5 protein-coding genes are annotated in these 4,852 nt (G+C 72.9%); all 5 read left to right on the top strand.

The window, feature by feature from the left end; translation table 11 throughout:
- Positions 1-356: 356 nt before the first annotated feature.
- The 5 genes from STRIP9103_RS14785 (at position 357) to STRIP9103_RS14765 (ending at position 4,845) form a co-directional block, all read left to right on the top strand.
- Positions 357-875, top strand: coding sequence for a GNAT family N-acetyltransferase (locus STRIP9103_RS14785; RefSeq protein ID WP_199790543.1), 519 nt, complete (start codon positions 357-359; stop codon positions 873-875).
- 178 nt (positions 876-1,053) lie between these two features.
- A complete protein-coding gene (locus STRIP9103_RS14780) occupies positions 1,054-1,776 on the top strand; it encodes a DsbA family oxidoreductase (RefSeq protein WP_009311249.1) in 723 nt (240 codons plus the stop codon).
- Positions 1,777-1,955: 179 nt separating this feature from the next.
- The gene (locus tag STRIP9103_RS14775) at positions 1,956-3,017 is read left to right on the top strand and encodes an aminotransferase class V-fold PLP-dependent enzyme (protein WP_009311250.1); all 1,062 of its coding nucleotides are present in this window, start codon (positions 1,956-1,958) and stop codon (positions 3,015-3,017) included.
- A gap of 138 nt (positions 3,018-3,155) precedes the next feature.
- Positions 3,156-3,764, top strand: a complete 609-nt coding sequence (locus STRIP9103_RS14770; RefSeq protein WP_048820304.1) for an RNA polymerase sigma factor — start codon at positions 3,156-3,158, stop codon at positions 3,762-3,764.
- A gap of 76 nt (positions 3,765-3,840) precedes the next feature.
- Positions 3,841-4,845, top strand: coding sequence for a maleylpyruvate isomerase family mycothiol-dependent enzyme (locus STRIP9103_RS14765; RefSeq protein ID WP_009311247.1), 1,005 nt, complete (start codon positions 3,841-3,843; stop codon positions 4,843-4,845).
- Positions 4,846-4,852 lie beyond the last annotated feature (7 nt).

Here is a 4,852-nt window from a genome sequence, read left to right as displayed (position 1 = left end):
CCCTCGGGACCCACCATGTTCGAACGCACGCCCCCATACGCGGATCACCCGCGTACGGCGGCAAGGGGGTGCCCCACTCCCACGACGGGCGAACCCACGACGACGTCGCCCCGACCCACAGCCGAACTCACGACGAGGCTCACGAACTGCCTGCGACCGGCCGCGAACTGCTTACGAAGCCCGCCCGGTCCGACGAACGGCCGGGCACTGCCTACGAAACCTGGCTGGTCCGACGAACGGCCAGGAACTGCCCACGAAGTCCGCCTGGTCCGAGGGGAACTGCGCTGGGAGGGACGGGTAGGGGCGGTGGGGGCGAAAAAGGGAACCGGCGCCCCGCCGACGGCGTCATCCGCGGCATGATCAAGGATCGTGTGAACCGCGTCACAGGCGCCCGAGTGATCAGGACGGCGCTCCCCGCAGAGGCACAGGACATCGCCGCCCTGCACGCCCGATCCCGGGCGACATACCACCCCGAGGGCGTCCCCGACGACGGCACGGACTGGGAGACCACCTGGCGGCGAGCCATCGAGCGCCCGGACGGACACGTGCTGTGCGCGGTGGAGCACAGCAGAATCATCGGCGTCGCCTCCTTCCGCACCACCGACGGCGCCCCCACCGACACCGTGCACCTCACCCAGTTCCACATCGCCCCCGACCACCGGCGCCGAGGCACCGGCCGAGCCCTGCACGCGGCCTGCGTCGAGGAGTGGCTGGCGGACGGCAAACGCACGGCCACCCTCACCGTGCGCACCGACAACCACCGGGCCCGCGCCTTCTGCACCCGTCTGGGCTGGACCCCGGACCCCCGAACCCCCAGCACCTCGGGCCCCCACCACCTGCCGCTCACCTACACCGTCTCCGCAGCCGCACCCTGAGCGACGACTGGCCCGGAACGAGCCGGTGGACAGGGAATGAGGCAGGCTGCTTGAACGTTCATCAACCGCAGAAGGAGAAACGGAGGGCATCGCCGCCCCCGCCACCGCCGCCCGCGATCGATGACCCGTGATCCGGGCCCATGACCCGTACCCGTACGGCCGAGGAGAGAGTGACACCATGCGCGTCGAGATCTGGAGCGACATCGCCTGCCCCTGGTGCTACGTGGGCAAGGCCCGCTTCGAGAAGGCGCTCGCGGCCTTCCCCCACCGCGACGACATCGAGGTGGTGCACCGCTCCTTCGAACTCGACCCGGGCCGTGCGAAGGACGACATCCAGCCGGTGCTCACCATGCTCAGCAAGAAGTACGGGATGAGCGAGGCCCAGGCCCAGGCCGGCGAGCACAACCTCCGTGAGCAGGCCGCCGCCGAAGGGCTCGCGTACCGGGCCGAGGGCCGTGACCACGGCAGCACCTTCGACATGCACCGCCTGCTCCACTTCGCCAAGGAACAGGGTCGGCAGGCCGAACTGCTCCAGCTCCTCTACCGCGCCAACTTCGCCGACGAGCGCTCCGTGTACGCCGACGCCGACGACTTCCTGATCGACCTGGCCGCCGAGGCCGGGCTGGACGCGGACGCCGCCCGCAAGGTCCTCGCCGACCCGACCGCGTACGCGGACGCCGTGCGCGCCGATGAGCGCGAGGCCGCCGAGCTGGGGGCGAACGGTGTGCCGTTCTTCGTGCTGGACCGCAAGTACGGGGTGTCCGGCGCCCAGCCCGCCGAGGTGTTCGAGCAGGCGCTGACGCAGGCGTGGGGTGGGCGTTCGCCGCTGAAGGTGGTCCAGGGGGACGACGGGGCCGAGGCTTGTGGGCCGGACGGCTGTGCGGTGCCGCAGGGCCGGTGAGCCGTCCGGGGAGCGCCTTTCAGGGGTGCGGTCGGATGCCCGCGCCCCTGAAAGGTCCGCTACCGCGGGCTCCAAGAAGCGCGGCGGTGCAGCTCAGCGGTGATATATAAGCATCGCTTGGAGAAATCGCGTAAAACATCTCAATGGACGGAGAGTCCACAAGGCCCCACAGTGGACCCATGGAGACCTCCGAGACGTTCGAGAGACTCGTCCGATCCGAGTTCGCCCCGAAGAAGACCTATCTGAACACGGCGAGCAACGGGCTGCTCCCCGCTCGTACGGTGGCGGCCCTCCACGAGGCCGCGCTGATGCGGGCCGAGGGCAGGCCGCTGGGCTCGTTGCACGACGACGTGGAGGCGGCCCGGGCCGCCTTCGCGCGGCTGGCCGGTGTGCCGGTGGAGCGGGTGGCGGCCGGGGCCTCGGTCGCCGCGCACACCGGGGTGGTGGCCGCCTCGCTGCCGTCGGGCGCCGAGGTGCTCACCGCCGAGGACGACTTCACCTCCGTCGTGACCCCCTTCCACGTCCGCGGTGATCTCAAGGTGCGCGCCGTGCCGTTGGAGCGGCTCGCCGAGTCGGTCCGTCCGGGCACCGCCCTCGTCGCGGTCAGCGCCGCGCAGTCCGCCGACGGACGGATCGCCGACCTGGACGCCATCGAGGAGGCGGCCCGGACGCACGGGGCGCGTACGTACGTCGACTTCTCGCAGGCCGCCGGATGGCTGCCGATGACGGCCGACGCGTACGACTTCACCGTCTCGATCACCTTCAAGTGGCTGCTCGGCCCGCACGGCGCCGCCTTCCTGGTCGTGCCGGAGGACTTCGGCGGACTCACCCCCGTGCTCGCCGGCTGGGTCGCGGGGGAGAGCCCCTGGGACAGCTGTTACGGGCCGGTCGCCGAACTCGCCCACTCCGCCCGGCGGTTCGACGTGAGCCCGGCGCTCTTCACGTACGCCGGACTGCGCCACTCCCTGGCGCTGATCGAGGAACTCGGCGTGGACGCCGTGCGCGCCCATGACCTCGCGCTCGCCGAGCGCTTCCGCGCCGGGCTCGCGAGCCTGGGCCACGCGCCCGTCCCCGCGCCCGGATCGGCGATCGTGTCGGTGCCCGGACTGGGCGGGAAGCAGCCCGAGTTGAGCGCGGCGGGTATCGAGGTCTCCAACCGCGCGGGCAATCTGCGCGCCTCCTTCCACCTGTACAACACGGACGCGGACGTCGACCGGCTCCTGGACGTCCTGTCCGGCTGAACCACCGGCGGCCGAGGTCCGTACCCCCTGTCGAGCGGGGGCCGCACCAACCGGCGGTCACGGCGCCGGCGGACCACCGGCTGTCCGGCGGAACCACTGGCGCGGCCCCCCGCGAGGACGCTAGGAAGGCTTCACGAGGTGGTGGTGCCGGTGGAGCCGACGCTCGAACAGCCGTTGACCGATGCGGAGTTGCATCGGCGGCTGGTGTACGGGGACGAGTCCGCGCTGCGTGAGGCGTACGCGGCGTACGGGGAACTCGTCCGGCGGGTGGCCGTCAAGGTCACGCACAGCCCGGCGGGGGCCGAGGACGTGGCGCAGGAGGTCTTCGCACAGCTGTGGAGCCGGCCGTACGCCTTCGACGCGAGCCGTGGTTCCCTGCGCGCCTGGCTGTCCATGCTGGCCCACCGGCGGGCCGTGGACTGGGTACGCGGCGAGGCCCGGCAGCGCAAGGACGCCCGCGCGGACGACTCGGCCCTGGCCGCCATCCCCGACGCCGCACCCGGCCCCGACGAGACGGTCGTCGACCGCGAGCGCTCCCTCCTGCTGCACACCGCCCTCGCCGAACTCCCGCGCCCCCAGCGGGAGGTGGTCCACCTCGCGTACTTCGCGGGCCGCACCTACCGCCAGGCCGCCGTCGAGCTGGGCATACCCGAGGGCACCGCGAAGACCCGGCTGCGCTCGGCCCTGCGCAAACTCGCCGAGTCCCTCGCGGATCCACCGGACCCGGCGCCTGCGAGGGGCGCGTGAGGGGGGCGGGCGGGATGTACCGGGACATTCGGGCCCTGCGTATCGTGGGAGCGGCAGGGCGAAAGGGCGGCACGCGATGACCAACGACCACGACGGCGTACGAGAGCTGCTGGCCGCCTGGGCGATCGGCGCGCTCCCACCCGGCGACGACAAGACCGTCCCCCTCCACCTGGCCGCCTGCGAGCCCTGCGCGACAGAGGCCGAACGACTCCGGGACACCGTACGTCTGCTGGACGGCCCGCCCGCCGCCCCACCTGCGGCCATGGACGGGATTCTCGCGCCGGCCCTGCGCTCCCGGCGCCCGCGCGTACCCGGTGTCGCCCCGTACGCCGCGCCGTACGCCGGGGCCGTGGCCGGGCTGCAGGCGCTGGTGCCGGAGCTGGACGGGCGCTGGGGCACGCCGGTGGTGCACGACTGGGACGCGCAGGCCACCGTCGCGCACCTCATCGCCGCCGACGAACACCTCGCCGTACCACTCGGCGTCGACCCGCGCGTGCCCGCCTCCCGCATCCCGGAGGGAACCCCCATGGGGGACGCCTGGGACCGCCGTACCGCCGACGTGATCGCACACGAGCACGCGCGGACGCCGGAGGAGACGGTCGCCACCTGGGCCGCGCAGGCCGCCGCGCTGCTGGCCACGCCCGAGGCCCACGACCCCGGACTCGCCGCGCGCGCCGTGCCGGTGATGGGCCTCCGGCTGCCCGTCGCCGACCACTTCCTGGTGCGCGCCTTCGAGGCGTGGATCCACACCGACGACATCGGCCGCGCCCTCGGCCTCGCCGTACCGCCACCGCCCGACGAACACCTGCGGCAGCTGGTCCACCTGGCCGTCCGCATCCTCGCCCTGGTCCTGCACGACGCGCCCCCGGTCCTCCTGGAGGTCACGGGAGCGCCCGACACCCGCTGGATCCTGGGCGACGAGAACACCCCCGTACGCGCCGAACTGACCCTGACCCCGGTCGACTTCTGCCTCCTGGTGGGCGGCCGACACGACCCGGCCGAGGTGCCGAGGGTCACGACGGGCGACGAGGGAGCGGTACGGAACGTACTGGAAAGGGCGGCGTCGTTGGCGTGGTTGTAGCGGGGGG

The sequence above is a fragment of the Streptomyces ipomoeae 91-03 genome (assembly GCF_000317595.1).
GTDB classification, from domain to species: domain Bacteria; phylum Actinomycetota; class Actinomycetes; order Streptomycetales; family Streptomycetaceae; genus Streptomyces; species Streptomyces ipomoeae.
This window is presented reverse-complemented; position numbering and strand designations above follow the sequence as displayed.

What these genes read in the sequence shown, in the direction of transcription:
- STRIP9103_RS14785 (WP_199790543.1), top strand. Translation starts at nt 357, where the DNA reads ATGATCAAGGATCGTGTGAACCGCGTCACAGGCGCCCGAGTGATCAGG.
- STRIP9103_RS14780 (WP_009311249.1), top strand. Translation starts at nt 1,054, where the DNA reads ATGCGCGTCGAGATCTGGAGCGACATCGCCTGCCCCTGGTGCTACGTG.
- STRIP9103_RS14775 (WP_009311250.1), top strand. Translation starts at nt 1,956, where the DNA reads ATGGAGACCTCCGAGACGTTCGAGAGACTCGTCCGATCCGAGTTCGCC.
- STRIP9103_RS14765 (WP_009311247.1), top strand. Translation starts at nt 3,841, where the DNA reads ATGACCAACGACCACGACGGCGTACGAGAGCTGCTGGCCGCCTGGGCG.